Source organism: Micromonospora sp. MGP-C2 (assembly GCF_057766525.1).
The window spans coordinates 785,495-802,693 of the sequence record NZ_JBYMEN010000002.1 but is presented as its reverse complement, the minus strand read 5'-3'; the positions used below and the strand labels follow the sequence as shown (position 1 = coordinate 802,693).

Sequence of the window (17,199 nt, the reverse complement as noted above, 5' to 3'; positions counted from 1 at the left end):
GTTGGGTTGCGATGAGTGACGAGCAGACCGACACGGGGACGGGGTGGCCGCAGCCTGCGGGTCCGGCGCGGCCGGGTGGGCCGGCGGGTGAGCCGGATCCTCGTCCGGACGCGCCGGATCCGGACGAGTTGAGCCCGTTGGCGCCGCAGGGGCCGGCGGAGCGCGAGTCGGTCGATGAGCCGGCGGTGGAGCCGGTCGACGACGGTGCGACGGTGGACCTGAGTGCGGTGCCGCGGTCGGGGGAGCCGGTTGCGGGTTCCGACGGGTTGGGTGAGCCGGTTGGTGAGTCGGCGGCGCCGGCGGCGGCGGGTCGGTCCCGGTGGAGTACGGCCGGGGTGATGATCGCCGCGTTGTTGGCGTTGCTGGGTTTCACGTTGGTGGTGCAGTTGAAGACGACGTCGACGGATCCGACGTTGGGTGCGACGCGCCAGGAGGACCTGGTCCGGATCCTGTCGGATCTGGATGCGCGGGAGAACCGTCTTCAGCAGGACATCCGGGCTCTGGAGGACAGTCAGCGGCAGTTGCGTTCGGGTGAGCAGGGGCGTCAGGCGGCGTTGGACGAGGCGACGCGGCGGGCGGACGAGTTGGGCATCCTGGCGGGCACGTTGCCGGCGGTCGGGCCGGGGTTGACGGTGCGGTTCGACGCCGGTGCCAAGCCGATCTCGGCGAATCGGGTGCTGGACGCGGTGCAGGAGCTGCGGGGCGCTGGCGCGGAGGCGATGCAGATTTCCGGCGGCGACGGGGCGTCGGTGCGGATCATCGCCTCGACGTACTTCCTCGACGGGGACAACGGGTCGTTGGTGGTGGAGGGGCGTCGGTTGACGGCGCCGTTCACGATCACGGTGATCGGTGATCCGGCGACGATGCGCACGGCGTTGAACATTCCTGGTGGGGTGGTGGCGTCGGTCCGTGGTGTCGGCGGTAACGTGACGTTTGGGGAGCGTGAGGTTGCCGAGGTTTCGGTGCTGCACGTGCCGATCAAGTTGGAACACGCCCGTCCGGTCTCCTGACCGGCGCGGCCGCGCCGGATCCGGGTGGTCCGGGGCACCGATGGATGAAGGACGCGTCTGGTGATTCCCGAGGATCTGCGATACACCGCCGAGCATGAGTGGGTGGCGGGTGACGGCACGGGTTCGATCCGGGTCGGCATCACGCACTTCGCGCAGGACGCGCTGGGCGACATCGTGTACGTGCAGTTGCCCGAGGCGGGTGCGGTGGTCGCGGCCGGTGACTCGTTGGGTGAGATCGAGTCGACCAAGAGCGTGTCGGAGATCTACGCCCCGGTCGCTGGTACGGTCGCTTCCCGCAATGAGGCGTTGGGTGACACGCCGGAGCTGATCAACACTGATCCGTACGGTGAGGGTTGGTTGGTGGAGATCACGCCGAATGATCCGACCGCGACGGACGGGTTGCTCACGGCCGGCGCGTATCAGAAGATCACCGAAGGCTGAGTGTGCTTGATCCGGCGCGTGGGTTGTCTGCGCGCGTCCGGTTGCCCTGCATTTCGGCGCTGGCTAGGCTCGCCCAGTCGACCGAGAACCCAATAGTTGAGCGTTGCGGAATTGCCTTCCCGGGCACGGGGAGCCAGCCGCCGGGTGTTCAAGTGCCCGGCGGCCAGACCCGCCATTACCCGACGCCGACCGAACAGATCCGTGAGGTGGTCCCATGACGCGGCCAGACGACGAGTTCCCCCCGCTCGACGTCACTTCGACGCTCAATCTCGGTTCGCTCGACGAAGTGCTGGAGGGTCCGGACACCGATGTGGTGCCGAGCCGGATGTCCGGTTCGTTGCCGCCGGGTATGGCGCTGCTGGTGGTTCGTCGAGGCCCGAATGCGGGTGCCCGGTTCTTGTTGGACCACGATGTGACGACCAGTGGCCGGCATCCGGACAGTGACATCTTCCTCGATGACGTGACGGTGTCGCGTCGGCACGCGGAGTTCCACCGTGACGGTGGCACGTTCACGGTGCGGGACGTGGGTAGTTTGAACGGCACCTATGTGAATCGTGAGCGCGTCGAGGCGGCCACGTTGAGTAATGGTGATGAGGTTCAGATCGGTAAGTTCCGGGTCGTGTTCATCGCCGGTCCGCGCCCGGAGGAGGAGGCCGGCCGGGGGTGAACGAGCCTGCGGCCTCCACGTCACCCGGTGCGGCCCGGTCTCAGCCGCTGATGAGCATCGGTGAGGTGCTCGGGCAGTTGCGGGTGGATTTCCCGGACACCACGATTTCGAAGCTGCGGTTTCTTGAGGCTGAGGGTCTGGTCGAGCCGCAGCGGACGGCTGCGGGTTACCGGAAGTACAGCTGGGACGATGTGGCGCGGTTGCGGTTCGTGTTGACCGCGCAGCGGGACAAGTACCTGCCGTTGCGGGTGATCCGTGAGCAGTTGGCGCAGTGGGATTCGTCCGGTGAGCAGCCGGGGCGGTCGCGGCCGGCGTTGGTGGCGGTTGGTCCCGATGGTGCTGTGCCGGGCCGTGAGTTGACGGAGCCGGCCGAGTCGTCGCAGGTGCGGCTCGGCCGGGCGGATCTCGTGGCGCGCAGTGGGATCGACGAGTCGACGTTGGTGGAGTTGGAGCGGCTCGGTGTGCTGGTGTCGGATCCGCCGGGGTGGTATGACGCGGACGCGTTGATCATCGCGTCGGCGGTGGCGGGGTTGGCGTCGTACGGGTTGGAGCCGCGGCATCTGCGGGGTTACCGGACTGCGGCTGACCGTGAGGTTGGTTTGTTCGCGCAGTTGGTGGCGCCGTTGGCGCGGCAGAGTGATCCGGCGGCGCGGGCGCGTGCGGCGGAGATGGCGCGGGAGTTGGTGGCGTTGTCGGAGCAGTTGCACGCGGCGTTGGTGCGGGTGGGTTTGCGGTCGACGTTGGGTCGGTGATGTGCCCGGTGGGTGGCGGCTGAGCGGAAAGATCTCTTCCGGGAAGCGTGCCGTAGGCTTGCCGGGGTAACCCCTTTCTGGCGCGGGCGTGGTGCTGTAGCGCATGGGACGGCCGTGTCGCGGTCCGTGTACCGTGCAGGGAAGGGCGCGGTGCGGCGTAGGTGACAACGACACGGAGGCGGCGGTGCGCGAGCTGAGCGTGGTCGGAGTTCGGGTGGAGCTGCCCAGCAACCAGCCGATCGTCCTGCTCAGGGAGGTCGAGGGTGACCGCTATCTGCCGATCTGGATCGGCGCGGTCGAGGCGACGGCTATCGCTTACGAGCAGCAGGGGGTCAAGCCGGCCCGGCCGTTGACTCACGATCTTCTGCGGGATGTGTTGGCGGCGTTGAAGGCGCCCTTGCAGGCGGTGGAGATCACCGAGCTCAAGGAGAACGTGTTCTACGCGGATCTGTTGATCGGTGACGGGGTGCGGGTGTCGGCGCGGCCGAGCGATTCGATCGCGTTGGCGTTGCGTGTCGGTGCGCCGATTCGTTGTTCGGAGCAGGTCCTCAGCGAGGCGGGGATCGTTATCCCTGACGAGCAGGAGGACGAGGTGGAGAAGTTCCGCGAGTTCCTGGAGCAGGTGCGTCCGGAGGATTTCGCGGGCTGAGGCGGGCCTGGGCTCTGCGCCTTGAGGTGTCACTGTGGGTGATGCTGCGGGCGGGTTGGTGATCTTTCTCGGTGGCTGCGCGGCGTGTCGCGTCGGTTCCTCCGTGGTAACCCCTGACGGTGGCGTTAGGGTTGCCATGTCGAGGGGTGCGCGTCCCGGAAACGACGCGTCGCCACACTGACGGGGAGGTTGTCCGGATGCACGAGCCGCGGGATTCTGATCCGGGTGGACAGTTCGATGAGCCTGGTGCCTCGTCGCCTCATGGGGTGGCTGAGGGTGAGGGTTCGGTTGGCTACCGGGGTGTGACGGCCTGCCACGCGGTGGGCATCAGTTACCGGCAGTTGGATTACTGGGCGCGGACGACGCTGGTGGTGCCGAGCGTGCGGGACGCCTCGGGTTCGGGGACGCAGCGGTTGTATTCGTTCCGGGACCTGGTGGTGTTGAAGGTCGTGAAGCGGTTGTTGGACGCGGGGGTGTCCCTGCAGAACATCCGTAAGGCGATCGAGGCGTTGCGGTCGCGTGGTGTGGAAGATCTGGCCGGGATCACGCTGATCTCCGATGGGACGACGGTGTATGAGTGCCGGTCCCCGGAGGAGGTGGTCGACCTGTTGCAGGGTGGCCAGGGTGTCTTCGGGATCGCGATCGGTGGGGCTTTCAAGGAGATCCAGGGGTCGTTGTCGCATCTGCCGGCGGAGCCGGCGACGAGCGGCCCGGTGGAGCCGGCGGCGGCGTCCGAGTCGGATCCGGTCGGTGACGAGTTGGCGGCGCGGCGGGCGCGGCGGCGGGCGGGCTGAGCGCCGAGGGCGTTGGCGGGTTCCGGGTTTTTTTCGGTTCGTTCTGTCGCGACCGTCGGTGACGGTGAGCGGGTTCGCCAGGCCCTGTTGTCTACTGTGGACACTGTGGGTGTCGTTGTGGTGGCTCCTTGTCGAGATACCCAGCGGTAGTGGTGACGCAGCGTGTCTTTGTGTTGTCGGGAACCCGATAAGGGGGCACTGACCGGAGGCGGTTGACACGCTATGGTCCGACACGGTTCTGGCCCCTTCACCCCCCGGAGGAATGACCGTGACGGTTACCGAAGAGACCGCGCCCGCCTCGCACTACGACCGCATTGGCGGTGCCAGCGCGGTGAAGGCGGCCGTTGACCTGTTCTACGACAAGGTGCTCGTCGACCCGGAGTTGGCGGGTTACTTCTCCGATGTGGACATGGTGGGTCAGCGGCGGCATCTGACGTTGATGTTGACCACGGTGCTGGGTGGCCCTGACGAGTACGCCGGTCGTGGGTTGGCGGAGGCGCACCAGCCGTTGAACATCCCGGTGGAGCACTACGCGATGGTCGGTGGGCACCTGGTGGTGACGCTGACCGAGTTGGGTGTGCCGGCGGACATCCTGGCGGACGTGCAGACGGTGCTGGGGCAGGTGCAGGACCAGGTGGTGTCCCGCGGAAACCGGTCGGGCGTCTGAGCGTGGACGCGGCCCGACTCAAGCAGAGCTGGTCGGTGGTCGCCGGGCACGGTGATCAGGTGCCGCTCTACTTCTACTCGACGTTGTTCCTCGCTCATCCCGAGACGCGGCAGATGTTCCCCACGAACATGGCCGGGCAGCGGGATCGCCTGGTGACGGCGTTGGGTCACATCGTGTCGAACGTGGACCAGGTGGAGCACCTGGTGGGTTTCCTGCAGGACCTCGGTGCGGACCACCGCAAGTTCGCGGTCCGCGCGGAGCACTACCCGGCGGTCGGTGAGGCGCTGTTGGCGACGTTGCAGCATTTCCTCGCCGAGCAGTGGACCGACGAGTTGGCGTCGGACTGGGCGGCCGCGTACGGGTTGGTGGCCCAGGTGATGACGGAGGCCGCGCAGGCCGCCGAGGCGGTGAACCCGCCGTGGTGGGTGGCGGAGATCGTCGCCCACGAGCGGCGGGCGTTCGACGTGGCGGTGTTGACGGTGCGCCCGCAGTATCTGTTGCCGTTCACCCCGGGTCAGTCGATCGGGGTGTCGCATCCGGCGGTGCGGTCGTGGCGGTACTACTCGCCGGCGAACGCGCCGCGTGCGGACGGCACGTTGGAGTTGCATGTGCGGGCCGCGCCGGGCGGGGCGGTGTCGTCTCGGTTGGTGTACGGGTCGGCGGTGGGGGATCGGATCCACCTGGCGGCGCCGGTGGGGGATCGGCTGGGGTTGTGGTCGGCGGGTTCCAGTGACCTGTTGTTGGTGGTCGCGGGGACGGGCTGGGCGCCGGTGAAGGCGTTGGTGGAGCAGGTCGCGGCGGAGGGTTCCCGCCGGCGGGTGGATCTCTATGTGGGGGCCCGTTCGCGCAGTGAGCTCTATGACAGTGAGGCGATCGACAAGTTGGCGTCGTCGTACCCGTGGTTGACGGTGACCTACGTGGTGGGTGCCGACGTGCACCGGCCGGGGGAGTTCGTGCACGCGGTGGATCGGGCGTTGGCCGACGGTGACTGGCGTTCCCGGCACGTGTTCGTGTGCGGGTCCGACGAGATGGTTTCGCATGCGGTGCGGACGTTGGCCCAGGCGGGTTTCCACGCGGGTCAGGTGCACCACGAGGGCCTGGGCGCGCAGTGGTATGGCGCGGCCTGGCGCACGGCGGTGCAGGAGACGACCGCCGGTGACACTTCGGGAGGTGGGCTCAGGTGAGCGCGAGAGGTGAGCTTGCGGGTCCCGCAGTCGCGATCGGAGGGGCGGACAGGTGAGCGCGACCCCGATCAGTCGGTATGACGGGATGCAGGTTTCCGGTGGTGTGCAGGTGCGGATGACCGCCGACCGGGTTCGGCGGTGGGAGTTCGGTGTCGCGTCGTTCGCCCGGCGTGGTTACGACAACGCCGACGTGGACCGGTTCCGGATGCAGGTGGCCGACGAGTTGGACCTGTTGGCGACGCAGATCGCGACGTTGCGGGCGGAGAACGAGCGGCTGACCGACCGGGTGGAGTTGCACCGGCACGGGGTGATCCCGAGTACGGGGGCGGCGGCGAAGGTCCCGGCGGCGCGGGAGGTGAATCTGCTGTCCGCGGCGCAGCGGGAGGCGGAGCAGATCATCGCGCAGGCGCATGACTACGCGCGGCGGGTCGCCGAGTACGCCCGGGTGCAGTACGAGAGTTACCTGCACGCGGCGGAGGCGGAGGCGAAGCAGGAGGCGGAACGGGCGGTGGCGGAGTACCGCAGCGCGGCGGGGCCGAGCTTCGACGACACGGTGGCCACCCGGGAGGCGTTGCGGATCTTCGGCGAGATGATGGTGTCGCACATGCAGGCGGCGGCGCGGCATCTCGACGATGGCAGTGAGCAGTTGGCCCGCACGATGGCCCGGATCGCCGCGGAGACGCCCGGTGCGCCCTTCGTGGGGGGCACGGCGGGGCAGTCGGCGTTGCCGCGGCACCAGCAGCGGTGACGCCGCCGGGGTGGGGTCCGCTTCTGCCGGACCTCACCCCGGCTCCGGTGTTGGTGGGAACGAACGAACCGCCGAGTTCGAGGCGGGTCCACACCGCGCGTGCCGCTTGTCGTGGATCGACATAGACAGCATGACGCTATCTGTCAGAATCGCCATAGACAGTGTGACGCTATCTGTTCAAATGCGAACAGGTGCAGTTTCGGCGACCGCTTTCGGGCCCTTGTCACCTGTGAAGTAACTTTACGCGAAGATCAGTTACCGCTCGTTCAGGCGGCCGAAATTCGCGCGCGTATGCAACTGTGAGAGAAGACATGACTACCGATAGTGGTGGCAGGGATCGTTCGTCGGTGACTACCAATCGTCATGGCCAGCGTGGTGCGGAGTTGGGCGGGGTTGAGCCTCCGCAACGCCATCGTCGCCGGCCTCGACTCCGGAACAGATTTCTTGTGCTGACCTCTGTCGTTGTCGCGGGAGCGGTAATCGCCGCCACGACGAATTACGCGGGGATCATCGACAAGCTGTCACCGGGCTCGTCCTGCGGGAAGGGCGCGGAGTCCCTGCGCGTTGTCGTGGCCCCCGAGATTGTGCCTGCGGTGGCAGCGGCGGTGGGAAAGATGGGTGAAGTCTGCGGCGCGGTGGATGTCGTCGGGGAAGATCCGGCGATCACGGCACAGAAGGGTGCGCCGGAAGGGCTGCAGGTGTGGATCCCGTCGTCTCGCATCTGGTTGGACGGCGTCGACCCGGACCGGCGTGTCTACCCCATCCACGACGACTCCCTGGCACGGTCTCCTGTGGTTCTTGCTGCGCCCGCGGGTGTGGCCGGTTCGCCGTGGGCCCGATCCGGCTTTTCGTGGGCGACGTTGTTGAGCGGTGTCGTGGGAGGGTCGGTCAAGCTCAGCATGGGTGACCCCACCCGGGACACCGCCGGTCTGCTGTCTTTCGTGGCGGTGCAGGCCGCCGCCGCCGTGCCGGGAACCGAGCCCGGCGTGGCGAAGCTTCGGGCCCTCGCGTTGCGCAGCAGGCTGCTCGACGCGGACGCGTCGGCTGGTGAGTTGCTACGTGTCGCCGCCGAGCAGGGCGGCGACCGGAAGGCCCTTGCCGACCTCGGGATGTTCCTGGTGCTCGAGCAGCAGCTCTGGAAGCACAACGATGGTCGCGACAATCCAGTGCTGAACCTGTATGCCACCGACATCGCGGTCGAAGCTGATTACCCCGTGGCGATCGCAGGTCAGTCCACCGCCACTGCCGTGCAGCGCCGGCTGCTCACCCAGTTCATTGGGGCTCTGCGATCGGTGGACACCAGCAACGCCCTGGTGGCCGCAGGTTTTCGCCTCACCGGTTTCGGGGGGCCGTCGCCTCGGGTCGGCGTACCCAAGGGTCTGCCCTTGAAGATCGCCGAGCCGACGGCGGTCGCAGACGTGAGCTTGAGCCTGGAGGCGGCCGAATGGTCCCGCTACCTACCGGAGCGCTTTCAGGTGCTCGTGGTCGTCGACCGTTCAGGCTCCATGGCCGCTCCCGTGGTCGTCGGGCCGGGTCGCACCGAGACCAAAGCGACGCTGCTTCGGTCCTTCGGCGCTGTCGCCGCGCAGACGTTCACCAATGACACCGAACTCGGATTGTGGTTCTTCGGCACGCCAACTGCGAAAAGCCCGTCAACCGAGGTGGTTGTTCCCCTGGGGCCCATCACCGGCACCGTAAAGAGCGAAACGCGTCGCGAAGCCGTCGGCCGAAAGATTGCGGCATACACTCCTATTCCTGATGGCGGAACGCCGCTGTATAAGGCGGTGCTCGACGCCGTGGAGTATATGCAAACCAAGATCAGGCCAGATCGCCGGGCGATCGTCGTCGTCTTGACCGACGGTCGAGACGGAAACTCACCCCATGCCATGGGCAAGGCGCAATTCCTCAAACAGCTCACCCAGAGCCAGCCCCCGGTGCCGGTGTTCTCGATCGGCATCGGCGAAAGCGCGGACCTGGACACGTTGCGCGCGGTCGCCGAGACAACCGGCGGCCGGGCCGAGGCCGCGCAGAACCCCAAAGATCTTGCCGCTGCGATGGCGAACATCTTCCTGGCAGCGGCCGGAGCGGGCGACTAGCGGCCCGGGGTGGGCGGAGCTGTCCCCCTCAGGCGTGGGCGGCCTGGACGGCGTCGGCGATCGGGGTGGGCCCGTCGACGAGTTCCAGGGTCTTGCCGGCGGTGCCGGGTGTGTCCAGCAGCGCGGCGAGGATCAGGGCGACGTCGGCGCGGCTGATCGCGCCACGGCCGGCGTGCCGGGTGAGGGTGACCCGCCCGGTGGGCTCGTTGTCGGTGAGCTGGCCGGGTCGCAGCACCGTCCAGGCCAGGTCGCGGCCGCGCAGGTCGTCCTCGGCGGCGCGTTTCGCCCTCAGGTACGCCGCCCACACGTCGTCGGTGCCGGCGGCCGGTGGGTCGTCCACGCCCATGGAGGAGACCAGCAGGTAGCGGTGGACACCGGCGCGGGTGGCGGCGTCGGCGAGCAGCGCGGCGGCCCCCCGGTCGACGCTGTCCTTGCGGGCGGCGCTGCTGCCGGGGCCGGCGCCCGCGGCGAAGATCACCGCGTCGGCGCGGTCGAGGTGCGCGGCGACCTCGGTGACGTCGGCGTGTTCCAGGTCGCAGACGACGGGGGTCGCGCCGGCGGCGCGCAGTGTCGCGGCCTGCTCGGGGTTGCGGATCAGACCCACCGGGGTGTCCCCGCGCCCGGCGAGGTGACGTTGCAGCAGTAGGGCGATCTTGCCGTGACCTCCGGCGATGACGACTCGCATATGACCAAACTACCGGCGGTGCCGCCAGCACGTGCGGCACAAGGCGTCCCAACCCGATGCGCGCGGTCCGGGTCTTGACGTTGACCTTTGGTCAAGGCCCAGTCTGGTGCCTGTCGGTCGCCGTGACCGGCACGAGGAGGAAGCCGACGTGGGGCTGCTGACCATCGGGGCGTTCGCCCAGGCGGCGGGACTGACACCGAAGGCCCTGCGCCTGTACGACCAGGTGGGGGTGCTGCTGCCGGCGGCGGTCGATCCCGAGTCGGGGTACCGGCTCTACGACCCGGACCAGGTGCCGCTGGCCCGGCTGGTCGCCCAGCTGCGTCGCATCGGCATGCCGCTGGCCATGATCCGCACCGTGTGTGGGTTGGCGCCCGCGGCGGCGGCTGAGGCGATCGCCGCGTACTGGCGGCAGGTCACCGCCGACACCGCGGCGCGCGCCCGGCTCGCCACCGTCCTCGTGGATCATCTGTCCGGAGGGAGCACCACCGTGTCATCACCGAACCCCACCCTTGCCGTCCGTTACGCCTCCGACTGTGAGACCGGTGCCGTGCGCGACAGCAACGAGGACGCCGCGTACGCCAGCCAGCGGTTGCTCGCCGTCGCCGACGGCATGCGAGGGGCCGCTGGCGCGGACGCGAGCGCTGCCGCCATCGACGCCCTCAGGCCGCTGGAGCTCACGGACGCGCCGGCCGTGGAGCTGCTGACGATGCTCGCCGGTGCGGTCGCCGACGCCGACAGTGCCGTGCGCGGGTTGGCGACCGACGATCATCAGCCGGTCACCACGCTGACCGCGTTGCTGCGCAGCGGCTCCCAACTGGCCCTCGTGCACGTCGGTGACACCCGGGCGTACCTGTTGCGCGACGGTGAGCTGTCGCTGTTGACGCAGGACCACACGTGGGTGCGGGCCCAGGTGGATCAGGGTCGCCTCGACCCCGTTGAGGCCGCCACGCATCCGCAGCGGGCGATGCTGGTGCGTGCCCTCGGCGCCGGTCCGCAGGTCGAGGCGGATCTCGCGCTTCGTACGGCGCTGCCCGGTGACCGGTACCTGCTGTGCTCCGACGGGTTGTCCGCCGTCGTCGACCGGGCCGATCTGTGCGCGGTGCTCGGTGCGGCCACCGATCCCGAGCAGACGGTGCGGGGGTTGATGGACCTGGCGCGGGCCGAGGGTGCGCCGGACAACATCGCCTGCGTCGTCGCCGACATCGTGGCGGTGTAGACGTCGCGGCGCTTCCCGCCGGGGTGATGGCTCGGCGTCGGCGGGTGCGCTGAGGCAGCATGGAGGGGTGACGGAGAGCTTCGACGCGTTGACCTCGCTGGTGGCCGGTGGTGGGGTGGTGGTGCTCAGCGGTGCGGGCCTGTCCACCGAGTCGGGCATCCCCGACTACCGGGGGCCCAGCGGGGTGGCCCGGCGGCACACCCCGATGACCTTCCAGGCGTTCACCCGTGACCCCCTCGCCCGGCGGCGCTACTGGGCGCGCAGCCACCTGGGATGGCGGTTGATCGCGGGCGCGGCGCCCAACGCCGGGCACCGGGCGGTCGCCGGGCTGCAACGGGCCGGGCTGGTCGACGCGGTGATCACCCAGAACGTCGACGGTCTGCACGGCGCAGCCGGCAGCACCTCGGTGATCGAGTTGCATGGTCGCCTCGACGAGGTGACCTGCCTGGACTGCGGCAACCTGACCTCCCGGGAGGAGCTGGACCGGCGGCTGCGCGAGGCCAACCCGGATTTCGTGGCCCGGGTCGCCGCGGTCAACCCGGACGGTGATGTGGATCTCCCTGACGAGCAGGTGGCGGCGTTCCGGCCGGTGGACTGCGGGATCTGCGGCACCGGCATGTTGAAGCCCGACGTGGTGTTCTTCGGCGAGACGGTGCCGCCGCAGCGGGTGGCGCGTTGCTTCGCGGCCGTGGGGCAGGCCCGGTCGTTGCTGGTGCTGGGGTCGTCGTTGACGGTGATGTCGGGGCGACGTTTCGTGATTCGGGCGGCGAAACAGGGCATCCCGGTGGCGATCGTCAACCAGGGTCCGACGCGGGGCGACGCACACGCCAGCGTGTGCGTCGACGCCCCGTTGGGTGCGCTGCTGCCGGAGCTGGCCGCCCGGGTCGCCGGCAACGCGGCGACGGTCGGGGTCTGAACGGCGGGCACGGGGGCCGGGGGTAGGACATCTGCGGGAAACACCGGCGCTGGTAGCGTTGACAGCGCCGGTAACACCCACGTGGGAGAGACCGCCCGACAGCACGCAGGGCGGCGCCGAAGGGGCAAATCCTCCCCGGAACCTCTCAGGCAAAAGGACCTCGTGGGCAGGCACTGTGGAGCGCCCCATGGGGTGCGACAGAGGGGGAGGCCGACACGTCGACCTCGCCCCGGGAGTGCCTCCTATGACCGTAGAGCAGTTCGCCACCCGTCACATCGGTCCCGGCCCCGACGACGAGCGTCGGATGTTGGAGGTCGTCGGGCACGGCTCGATCGACGAGCTGATGGACGCCGCGATCCCCGAGGTGATCCGCTGGCACGGCACCCTCGACCTGCCGGACCCGGCCACCGAGGCCGAGACGATCGCCGAGCTGCGCGCCCTGGCGGCCCGCAACACCGTCGCCGTCTCCATGATCGGTCTGGGCTACCACGGCACGCACACCCCGGCGGTGATCCGCCGTAACGTGCTGGAGGACCCGGCCTGGTACACGGCGTACACGCCGTACCAGCCGGAGATCAGCCAGGGCCGCCTGGAGGCGCTGCTGAACTTCCAGACGATGGTCACCGACCTGACCGGCCTGGCCACCGCGAACGCCTCCATGCTCGACGAGGGCACCGCCGCGGCCGAGGCCATGACCCTCGCGCGGCGTGCCTCCAAGAGCAAGAGCCGGGTGTACGTCGTCGACGCCGACGCGTTGCCGCAGACCATCGCGGTCATCGCCAGTCGGGCCGAGCCGCTGGGCATCGAGGTGCGGGTCGTCGACGTCGAGCGCGACGAGGTGCCGGCGGAGTTCTTCGGCCTGCACCTGCAGTACCCGGGGGCGTCCGGGGCGGTCCGGGACCACAGCGCCCTCGTCGAGGCCGCACACGCCGCCGGGGCTCTCGTCACGGTCGCCGCGGACCTGCTGGCGTTGACACTTCTGCGGGCACCGGGCGAGATCGGGGCGGACATCGCCGCGGGCACCACCCAGCGCTTCGGCGTACCGATGGGCTTCGGTGGGCCGCACGCCGGTTACCTGGCGGTGCGCGCGGGCCTGGAGCGGATGCTGCCCGGGCGCCTGGTCGGGGTGTCGCGCGACGCGGACGGCAATCCGGCCTACCGGTTGGCGTTGCAGACCCGCGAGCAGCACATCCGGCGGGAGAAGGCGACCAGCAACATCTGCACCGCGCAGGTGCTGCTCGCCGTGATGGCCGGCATGTACGCCGTCTACCACGGCCCGGACGGGCTGCGTGACATCGCGGCGCGTACCCATCAGATGGCGGCGCGGCTCGCGGCCGGGCTGCGCGCCGGCGGCGTGGACGTCGCGGACGTCGCGTTCTTCGACACCGTGACCGTCAGCGTGCCGGGCCGGGCCGAGCAGGTCGTCGCGGCGGCCGCCGAGCGGGGCGTGAACCTGCGGCTGGTCGACGCCGACCGGGTGGGCGTGTCCTGCGACGAGACCACCACGGCCGCGCACCTGGCGCAGGTGTGGGCGGCGTTCGAGGTGCCCGCGTTCGACGGGGCCGTGGACGCGGCCCTGCCTGTCGACCTGGCCCGCACCAGTGACTTCCTCACCCACCCGGTGTTCCGCAGCCACCACTCCGAGACGGCGATGCTGCGCTACCTGCGCCGGCTGTCGGACTTCGACTACGCCCTGGACCGGGGCATGATCCCGCTCGGGTCGTGCACGATGAAGCTGAACGCGACCACCGAGATGGAGCCGATCAGCTGGGCGGAGTTCGCGCACATCCACCCGTTCGCGCCGGACGCGCAGACCGCCGGGTACCGGGAGATGATCGGCCAGCTGGAGTCGTGGCTGGCCGAGGTGACCGGCTACGACGCGGTCAGCGTGCAGCCCAACGCGGGCTCCCAGGGTGAGCTGGCCGGGTTGCTGGCGATCCGCTCCTACCACGCCTCGCGGGGTGAGTCGCACCGCGACGTGTGCCTGATCCCGTCGTCGGCGCACGGCACCAACGCGGCGTCGGCGGTGATGGCCGGCATGCGGGTCGTCGTGGTGGCCTGCGACGACGACGGCAACGTCGACCTGGTCGACCTCGACGCGAAGATCGACAAGCACCGGGACGCGCTCGCCGGGATCATGGTGACGTACCCGTCGACGCACGGCGTGTACGAGACGGGCATCGCGTCGCTGTGCGCGAAGGTCCACGACGCCGGCGGTCAGGTGTACGTCGACGGGGCGAACCTCAACGCCCTGGTCGGGTTCGCGAAGCCGGGCAAGTTCGGCGCGGACGTGTCGCACCTGAACCTGCACAAGACGTTCTGCATTCCGCACGGCGGCGGTGGCCCCGGCGTGGGCCCGGTCGCGGTGCGCGCGCACCTGGCGCCGTTCCTGCCCGGTGACCCGCTGGGCGCGCACGCGGACTCCACGCCGGCGATCTCGGCGGCGAAGTACGGGTCGGCGGGGATCCTGCCGATCCCGTGGGCGTACCTGCGGATGATGGGCGCCGAGGGACTGACCCGGGCGACCGGTGTGGCGGTCCTGGCGGCGAACTACGTGGCGGCGCGCCTGCGGGGGCACTTCCCGGTGCTGTACGCCGGCAACAAGGGCCTGGTGGCGCACGAGTGCATCCTCGACCTGCGGCCGTTGACGAAGGCGACCGGGGTGAGCGTCGACGACGTGGCGAAGCGGCTGATCGACTACGGCTTCCACGCGCCGACGATGTCGTTCCCGGTGGCGGGGACGCTGATGGTGGAGCCGACCGAGAGCGAGGACCTGGCCGAGCTGGACCGGTTCTGCGACGCGATGATCGCGATCCGGGCGGAGATCGAGCAGGTGGATTTCGGGGCGTGGCCGGCGGGGGACAACCCCCTGGCCAACGCGCCGCACACCGCGGCGATGGTCAGCGGTGACGAGTGGCCGCACCCGTACCCGCGGTCGGTGGGCGCGTACCCGGCCGGGGTGGACCGGGCCGGGAAGTACTGGCCGCCGGTGCGGCGTATCGACGGCGCGTACGGCGACCGGAACCTGGTCTGCTCGTGCCCGTCGCCGGAGGCGTTCGAGGACTGACAACGCCGGGGGCGTTCGAGGACGAACGACGGCGAGCCGGGGCGGGCGGTGTTGGCCGCCCCGGCAGCCGCTGCGACCTGGGCTCGGTGTCCCTTACCGGGGGACCAGCCTGGGTCGACGGCGGCTATTCGGTGACTCTGAGTGGTCGATCAGGCGACGAGGGCGTGACGGGCGGGGCCGCGGTGCGGTGCGATGCTGCTGCCGTCGGGGAGCAGCTCGCCGGTGTCCTCGAAGACGATGACACCATTGCAGAGCAGGCTCCAGCCCTGCTCACGGAAGCAAGCGAGGACTCGCGCGGCTTCCCGATCGGTGGCTTCAGCAGAGGGGCAGGTCGGTTGGTGCTGGCACATCGGGTTCTCCGGACTGTGGGGGCACTGTGTCATGGTTCACATGACCAGTGACGCACAGTACCAAGCGAAAGTGTCCAGCATCGAGCAGGTGCCCACCTGGCGCACCGGAAATCCACTGAACGGATGAGGAAGGTCGGACCGTACGGCGTGGAAACGCTCCCACAGGTTGGTGCCGCGGGCAGCGGCTCAGCTGCGTTGGCCGCGGGCAGCGGCTCAGCCACGTTGGCCGCGGGCAGCGGCCCGACCGCGTTGGTCGATGTGCCGGCGGCGCCGGCCGCGTGCCGAGGCGCCCTGACCGAACGCGCCCGACTGCAGTGGCGTCTCAGTGACGGCGGGGACCCCGCCGCACTCGCCGAGGAGTTCCTCGCCGCGCACGGCCTGCCACTGCACGACCTCACCCGACCCGCCACCCGCCAGCACCACACCGGGGTCTGCGGTGCGGCGCTCTACCTGTCCGCCGCGGCCGGGGCCCACCTGGCCGGCGCACCCGGCGCGGCGCCCGAGCCCGCGCCGGCCCTGCCCGACCTCGCCGTCGTCGTCTACGACCACCGCCCCGCCCGGGCCACCCCACCGGGCGCACCGGCGTCGCCGTGGTGGCTCGGCGAGTGGGCCGAGAGCTGGACGCCGCGTCAACACGCCGACGCCGTCGACCAGGTCCGCGCCGCCATCGGCCGCGGCGACGTCTACCAGACCAACCTCGTCGGGCACGCCGCCGCCCGCTACGCCGGCGACCCCCTGCCCGCCCTCAGCCGCCTCGGCGCGCTCCCCGGCGCCCGCTACGGCGGCGTCCTCACCGGCGACGGCTGGGCCATCGGCTGCGCCTCCCCGGAAACCCTCATCGAGGTCACCGACGGACACCTGATCACCCGACCCATCAAGGGCACCCGCCCGGCCACCGCCACCGGCCGCGCCGAACTCCTCGCCAGTGCCAAGGAACGCGCCGAACACGTCATGATCGTCGACCTGGAACGCAACGACCTCGCCCGCATCGCCCGCACCGGCACCGTCACCGTCGACGACCTGTTCACCGTCCGCCGCTGGTGCGACCTGTGGCAGGCCGAGTCGACAGTCCGCGCCGCGGCCGCCGACGGCCTCGGCCTCGCCGACCTGCTGCGCGCCACCTGCCCAGGCGGGTCCGTCACCGGCGCGCCCAAACGCGCCGCCCTCACCCAGATCGCCGCTCTCGAACCCGTCGGTCGCGGCGCCAGCATGGGCGCGCTGGGCTGGGTCGCCCCCGGCCGCGTCGACCTCGGTCTGACCATCCGCACCGCCGCCGCCGACGGCCAGCACCTGCACACCTGGGCAGGCGGCGGCATCACCTGGGACAGCGACGCGTCCGCCGAGGTCGCCGAAGCCGCCGCGAAGACCACTCCGATCCGCGCCACCCTGGCCGGGCGGTGACCCCACCGCCACCGGCGATACGCTGACCGACATGACCATGCGGCCCATCCGGATCATCGGCGACCCCGTCCTGCGCACCGAATGTGAACCGGTCACCACCTTCGACGCCGAGCTGCGGGCCCTGGTCACCGACCTGATGGACACCCTGCTCGGCGCCCCCGGCCGCGCCGGCGTCGCCGCACCCCAGATCGGCGTCAGCGCCCAGGTGTTCGTCTACGACGCCGACGGGCACCGCGGCCACCTGATCAACCCCACCCTCGAACTGTCCGACGAGCTCCAGGACGACGAGGAGGGCTGCCTGTCCATCCCCGGGCTGTACTTCCCGACCGCCCGGGCCCTGCACGCCACCGCCCGCGGCGTCGACCAGCACGGCGAACCGTTGACCATCGCCGGCAGCGGGTTCCTCGCCCGCGCCCTGCAACACGAGACCGACCACCTGCGCGGCACGCTCTACGTCGACACCCTGCGCGGTGACATCCGCCGCCGGGCCCTGCGCGAGATCCGCGCCGGCCGCTTCGACTCACCCAGCCGCCGCCGCTGACCCGACCGCGGGCGA

17 protein-coding genes and 1 riboswitch are annotated in these 17,199 nt (G+C 70.2%); of the genes, 15 read left to right on the top strand and 2 right to left on the bottom strand.

The genetic code is table 11. The features are described from left to right. Positions 1–11 precede the first annotated feature (11 nt). The 10 genes from AC3CF1_RS03365 to AC3CF1_RS03320 all read left to right on the top strand — a co-directional run bounded on the left by AC3CF1_RS03365 (position 12) and on the right by AC3CF1_RS03320 (position 9,008). On the top strand, positions 12–1,010 hold the full coding sequence (locus AC3CF1_RS03365) for a DUF881 domain-containing protein (protein WP_488449500.1): 999 nt from the start codon (positions 12–14) through the stop codon (positions 1,008–1,010). Between the two features lie 60 nt (positions 1,011–1,070). Further along, positions 1,071–1,451, top strand: a complete 381-nt coding sequence (gene gcvH, locus AC3CF1_RS03360; protein ID WP_088948243.1) for a glycine cleavage system protein GcvH — start codon at positions 1,071–1,073, stop codon at positions 1,449–1,451. A 214-nt stretch (positions 1,452–1,665) separates the two neighbouring features. Next, positions 1,666–2,118 (top strand): oxoglutarate dehydrogenase inhibitor Odhl, encoded by a 453-nt coding sequence (gene odhI / locus AC3CF1_RS03355; RefSeq protein ID WP_007071101.1) that lies wholly within the window; start codon positions 1,666–1,668, stop codon positions 2,116–2,118. Between the two features lie 50 nt (positions 2,119–2,168). Beyond that, entirely contained in the window at positions 2,169–2,870 is a 702-nt protein-coding gene (gene ftsR / locus AC3CF1_RS03350; RefSeq protein WP_354982061.1) for a transcriptional regulator FtsR, read from the top strand. Positions 2,871–3,054: 184 nt separating this feature from the next. Next, a complete protein-coding gene (locus tag AC3CF1_RS03345) occupies positions 3,055–3,519 on the top strand; it encodes a bifunctional nuclease family protein (RefSeq protein ID WP_088951760.1) in 465 nt (154 codons plus the stop codon). 197 nt (positions 3,520–3,716) lie between these two features. After that, positions 3,717–4,313, top strand: coding sequence for a MerR family transcriptional regulator (locus AC3CF1_RS03340; protein WP_088948241.1), 597 nt, complete (start codon positions 3,717–3,719; stop codon positions 4,311–4,313). 268 nt (positions 4,314–4,581) lie between these two features. Beyond that, positions 4,582–4,980 carry a group I truncated hemoglobin gene (locus AC3CF1_RS03335; protein ID WP_088948240.1) on the top strand — a complete coding sequence of 133 codons (399 nt, stop codon included), beginning with the start codon at positions 4,582–4,584 and terminating at the stop codon, positions 4,978–4,980. A gap of 2 nt (positions 4,981–4,982) precedes the next feature. Further along, entirely contained in the window at positions 4,983–6,164 is a 1,182-nt protein-coding gene (locus AC3CF1_RS03330) for a globin domain-containing protein (RefSeq protein WP_328848193.1), read from the top strand. A gap of 52 nt (positions 6,165–6,216) precedes the next feature. Further along, complete coding sequence (locus tag AC3CF1_RS03325; RefSeq protein ID WP_488449499.1) at positions 6,217–6,912, top strand: DivIVA domain-containing protein; 696 nt, start codon at positions 6,217–6,219, stop codon at positions 6,910–6,912. A 446-nt stretch (positions 6,913–7,358) separates the two neighbouring features. Further along, positions 7,359–9,008, top strand: a complete 1,650-nt coding sequence (locus tag AC3CF1_RS03320) for a vWA domain-containing protein (RefSeq protein ID WP_488449498.1) — start codon at positions 7,359–7,361, stop codon at positions 9,006–9,008. Between the two features lie 28 nt (positions 9,009–9,036). On the opposite strand, the gene AC3CF1_RS03315 is transcribed toward AC3CF1_RS03320, so the two are convergent. Further along, positions 9,037–9,693 carry an SDR family oxidoreductase gene (locus AC3CF1_RS03315; RefSeq protein ID WP_488449497.1) on the bottom strand — a complete coding sequence of 219 codons (657 nt, stop codon included), beginning with the start codon at positions 9,691–9,693 and terminating at the stop codon, positions 9,037–9,039. A 148-nt stretch (positions 9,694–9,841) separates the two neighbouring features. Between AC3CF1_RS03315 and AC3CF1_RS03310 the strand changes: the two genes are divergently transcribed. The 3 genes from AC3CF1_RS03310 (at position 9,842) to gcvP (ending at position 14,892) form a co-directional block, all read left to right on the top strand. After that, positions 9,842–10,909 (top strand): MerR family transcriptional regulator, encoded by a 1,068-nt coding sequence (locus AC3CF1_RS03310; protein ID WP_488452034.1) that lies wholly within the window; start codon positions 9,842–9,844, stop codon positions 10,907–10,909. Between the two features lie 67 nt (positions 10,910–10,976). After that, positions 10,977–11,825, top strand: a complete 849-nt coding sequence (locus tag AC3CF1_RS03305) for an NAD-dependent protein deacetylase (protein WP_210794058.1) — start codon at positions 10,977–10,979, stop codon at positions 11,823–11,825. 72 nt (positions 11,826–11,897) lie between these two features. Next, a riboswitch (glycine riboswitch) is annotated at positions 11,898–11,996 on the top strand. 73 nt (positions 11,997–12,069) lie between these two features. Then, positions 12,070–14,892, top strand: coding sequence for an aminomethyl-transferring glycine dehydrogenase (gene gcvP / locus AC3CF1_RS03300; RefSeq protein ID WP_488449496.1), 2,823 nt, complete (start codon positions 12,070–12,072; stop codon positions 14,890–14,892). A 149-nt stretch (positions 14,893–15,041) separates the two neighbouring features. On the opposite strand, the gene AC3CF1_RS03295 is transcribed toward gcvP, so the two are convergent. Further along, positions 15,042–15,242 (bottom strand): DUF5999 family protein, encoded by a 201-nt coding sequence (locus AC3CF1_RS03295; RefSeq protein WP_007460326.1) that lies wholly within the window; start codon positions 15,240–15,242, stop codon positions 15,042–15,044. Between the two features lie 123 nt (positions 15,243–15,365). Between AC3CF1_RS03295 and AC3CF1_RS03290 the strand changes: the two genes are divergently transcribed. Together AC3CF1_RS03290 and def are read left to right on the top strand one after the other, a co-directional pair. Next, the gene (locus AC3CF1_RS03290) at positions 15,366–16,643 is read left to right on the top strand and encodes a chorismate-binding protein (protein ID WP_488449495.1); all 1,278 of its coding nucleotides are present in this window, start codon (positions 15,366–15,368) and stop codon (positions 16,641–16,643) included. Between the two features lie 31 nt (positions 16,644–16,674). After that, the gene (def, locus tag AC3CF1_RS03285) at positions 16,675–17,184 is read left to right on the top strand and encodes a peptide deformylase (RefSeq protein ID WP_088948232.1); all 510 of its coding nucleotides are present in this window, start codon (positions 16,675–16,677) and stop codon (positions 17,182–17,184) included. The last annotated feature ends 15 nt before the right edge of the window (positions 17,185–17,199 follow it).